We start from the raw sequence: 3,795 nt of genomic DNA on the forward strand, positions 1-3,795 counted from the left end.
CGCGGCTCGTAAAGACCGTGGTGACTACGTTCCCCTTGCTGAGGAGCGAGCCGTATTTTTTGTAATCGACCAGATGGCGGGCCGGAAAGGGCAGCTCGTCGAGCTCTTCGACCACCGGGGGGGTGCCCGTATTGACGACCTCTCCCCCCTCTCCCCCCCCTCCCCCGTCTTTGAAGACCAGCCCCCTTACCTCCCTAAGGCGCGGCCCGTCGTCCATGCGATCCAGGAGTTCCTTAAAGACCCTCTCGCCCTCGCCGAGTATCAGGTAGTCAACGCCGTCGAGTCGTATCGTCTCATCGGGGAAGATGTGGACGTGCGGCCCGCCGAGGACGACCCGGATATCCTTGCTTATCCCCTTTACGAGCGCTACGGTCTTCATAACGTCGATAAGCGTCATGGTCATGGCCGTAATACCGACGACGTCGGGCCCGGCCGAGCTTATCCTCTCCCCGAGCTCATTGTAGGAGAGCTCCTCGACCTGGCTGTCTATTACCGTAACGTCGTGGGCGGAGTGCTCCTCCAGGTAGGCGGCGACGTACAGGATGCCCAGCGGGGGGTTATAGCCGCGCTCCTCTTCGATAATGGCGGGGTTGTTGCCTATGATCTCGTTAAACCTGGGCGGGTTTATCAGGAGGACCTTCATCGTCCGCGCCTCTTTTCGACAGCTGCACTATGAGCCCGGCCAGCATGCCGATTACCATGAACTGGAAGCCCGAGACAAAGAGCAGGACAGTGGTGACGTCCATGACTTTTTCCGTAAAGAGATAGCTCGCGAAAAGGACGAATACCGAGGCGGCGAAGAATAACACGGCGAGCGGCAGGAATATCCTCTCGGGCTTGAAGCAGAGCATGGTCGTGAGTATCAGGTAAACGAAAGACATGAAGTCCGAAACGGGCTTTATCTTGGAGCTGCCGGTACGCGCCCCGTAGTGGATGGGCTCGAAGCGGACGTGGTAGTGGTTGGTCATCATCGCCATGGTTATGGTGGTGGTAAACGAAAACCCGTCCGGCAGGAGGTACATGAACTTATTGACCACGGCCCTGTCCATGACCCGGAGGCCGCTGTTCAAGTCCGGTATCTTCCTTTTCGTGAGGAAGTTCGCGATTTTTTTGAGCACCCATTTGGCGGCCTCCCTCATGAACTCCCGCCCGCCGGGCACGACCGGCCTCCGGCCGACGACCATGTCGTTCTTCTCCATATGCGGAAGGAGCTTCAGGATATCGGCCGGGTCGTAGGAGTTGTCGGCGTCGATTATGACTATGGTGTCGTGGGCGCTCCGCCGTATCCCGGTCTTCAAGGCCGCCCCGTACCCCCGGTTGTGCTTGTGGGAGAGCACGGTAATCCCTTTGAGGTCCCCGAGCTTTTCCGCGGTGGAGTCGGTGGAGCCGTCGTCCACGACGATAACCTCAAGCGCGGCTTCGGGCGGGGCGGCAAGCGCCTTCAAGAGCCCCTCAAGGAACGGAACCACCCCCTCTTCCTCGTTAAATACTGGGACTATTATAGTCGCGGAAAGCTCTCCGGCGGTGGACATAAGCTCCTTTCGTGCACGCTTTAAACGCTGCCATTGTAGCACGTATGTAGGCGGTTCTGAAAGGTTTTTCGGGAAAGCCGAGCGTAAAGCGGCAACGAGGGAGTGGTGGTGGCGGTGGGTGGACTCGAACCACCGGCACGGGGCTTATGAGACCCCTGCTCTGGCCACCTGAGCTACACCGCCATATCCGGGCAATTATACACGGGCTGAACTGAAATTTCAATCGGAGCCACCTGCGGTGGGGCAATTTTCATGACGGCCGTCAGTGACATCGGGCATGAAGAAGGCTTATTTAGAAATAATACCTTACGCTACCACGAACGGGGAACGGGACTTCCGGCTACGGCAGCGTGTATGAGAGAATATAACTCTTAGCGTCGAGCTTGAACGCCTTTATACCATCGACGACCAGCATGACGATCTCCCTTGAGCCGTCGCCGTCGATGTCGTCTATGACGAAGTCCGAGACGTATCCGTCCACCTCCCTGGTCCTCCAGTTCTCCTCCAGGAACGCCCCGTCCCAGCTAAGGCTCCTCACCTCTCCGCCCGTGAACTCCATGACCCTGATCGAGCGGCGGCCGAATATGCCGCCGGGGGTATTCCTCTTGATTATGAGCTCTTCCCTGCCGTCGCTATCGAGGTCCGTGTGGAGGAACTTACCCTCGATCTCGGCGAAGGGCCTTTCCGCGAGTTCCGCGTCCTCGTCGCCGAACGTCAGCGCGTTCAGGGTGCCTCCGTATGGCTCCCGGCTCTTCCAGAACTCCTTCCACGGGCCGTCGTCTCTCCTGTAGATCCTTATGTAGTTCCCCTTGCCGATGGCTACAAGTTCGGCCTGCCCGTCGCCCGTCACGTCGAAGATCTCGAAGCCGTATATGTTGGGAAGCTCCGGCATATCGAAGGCGTCGCCGGAGGATACGACCTCATCCCCCTCCCTCTTAAGCACATCCACGGCACGGGAGAAGCCGCCCTTCTGGGCTTCGAACCTCGCCCCTATAAGGGTCGTCTCCCCGCCTTGAGCGCCGATGACCCTCATAAGCCAGGGTATGGCGGAGGCCGTTACCGTGTAGTCGCCGTCCCTCCTCTCGACCACGAAGCTGTCCGCCAGCCCCGCCCTCGTCCTTGAGACGTAGAGCTCGATAACGCCGTCGCCGTCGCTGTCGAAGGCGGCCACGGCTATGTTCCTCACATCCCCGTGCCCCTTTATCTCCTTTATCGTCTCGAGCCCGTCCTCCCCTACCCTTGCTATAAGCAGGTCCTGCGTACCGAGAAGGACCAGTTCCTTTCCGCCGTCGTTGTCGAGGTCCAACGACTCCATCGCAAAGAAGGCCCCCTGTATGTGGCGGCTCCTCCAGAGGAACTTCTTCGCCTCCTCTTTCCCGGAGACTATTATGAACTCTTCATCATCTCCCGAGGGCTCTTTGGCCGCGACACTCTCCGGCGCGCTCTCCCTGAACTTGCCGATATAGGCCGGTCCGGACGACGTGCCGCCATTAGCGGTATCCGTAAACTCCCCGAGGGAGGCCAGCACCTTGGAGGCCGCGGCGTCGGTCATGCCGACGATCGAGCCCATGCCCCTGTCCCGGGAAAAGAACGACCTGACGGCACCGTCGGCCACGGCCATGAACTTCACGTCAAGGCTTATCGAATCCTCTATGGCCGTGAGGCTTCCGTAGAGCACGTAGTCCGCGCCAAGCGCCCTGCCTATCTTCTCGACGGTATCGTCGGTCAGGCCGCCCCCTGCGTAGTTCTCCACGGCCTCCTTCACCAGGTCCGTCCTTACAATCTCCACCGACAGGGAAGAGCCCACCCTCGAGGAGAGCATATCGACCACGGCCCTCCTTGCGTACTCCATCCGGGGCGGGGCGTTAAGCTCCCACGGCAGGACGGCCACCGAAGAGGTCTTGGTCCAACCCGTCGAGGGAACGAACAACACGGCGAAAAAGAGGGATACGAGCCACCCCCGCCTGCCTGTAATATGCCAATATATGCGTTTCATAGTAAATAGGCTAAAAAGAATACGAAATATAACCACATCCACGCTTTTAAGTCAAGAGTGCTGCCGCACGGTTAATGTCATATGCGGCCCAATACAGCACTGGTATCTCGTACCCCGTCGGCCGTCATGAAAATTGCCCCACCGCAGGGTGCTGCCGCACGGTTAGCGCCATATGCGGCCCAATACAGCACTGGTATCTCGTACCCCGGCGGCCGTCATGAAAATTGCCCCACCGCAGGGTGCTGCCGCACGGTTAGCGCCATAAGC

The 3,795-nt window shown here is 59.3% G+C and carries 3 protein-coding genes and 1 tRNA gene; all 4 read right to left on the reverse strand.

The window, feature by feature from the left end; translation table 11 throughout:
- Positions 1-643, reverse strand: a 643-nt coding sequence (locus tag V3W31_07470; protein MEE9614776.1) for a cobalamin-dependent protein, incomplete at its 3' end; no start/stop codon positions are given.
- Positions 609-1,532: a glycosyltransferase family 2 protein gene (locus V3W31_07475; protein MEE9614777.1), complete on the reverse strand. Its 924-nt coding sequence runs from the start codon at positions 1,530-1,532 to the stop codon at positions 609-611. The genes V3W31_07475 and V3W31_07470, both read right to left, overlap by 35 nt.
- Positions 1,533-1,638: 106 nt before the next feature.
- Positions 1,639-1,715: transfer RNA gene (locus tag V3W31_07480), tRNA-Met, on the reverse strand.
- Between the two features lie 157 nt (positions 1,716-1,872).
- Positions 1,873-3,528, reverse strand: coding sequence for a hypothetical protein (locus V3W31_07485; protein MEE9614778.1), 1,656 nt, complete (start codon positions 3,526-3,528; stop codon positions 1,873-1,875).
- Between the last annotated feature and the right edge of the window lie 267 nt (positions 3,529-3,795).

The sequence above is a fragment of the Thermodesulfobacteriota bacterium genome, from assembly GCA_036482575.1.
Lineage (GTDB): Bacteria > Desulfobacterota > GWC2-55-46 > GWC2-55-46 > JAUVFY01 > JAZGJJ01.

Coding starts and splice junctions, on each gene's coding strand:
- V3W31_07485 (MEE9614778.1), bottom strand. CDS start 3,528: ATGAAACGCATATATTGGCATATTACAGGCAGGCGGGGGTGGCTCGTA.
- V3W31_07475 (MEE9614777.1), bottom strand. CDS start 1,532: ATGTCCACCGCCGGAGAGCTTTCCGCGACTATAATAGTCCCAGTATTT.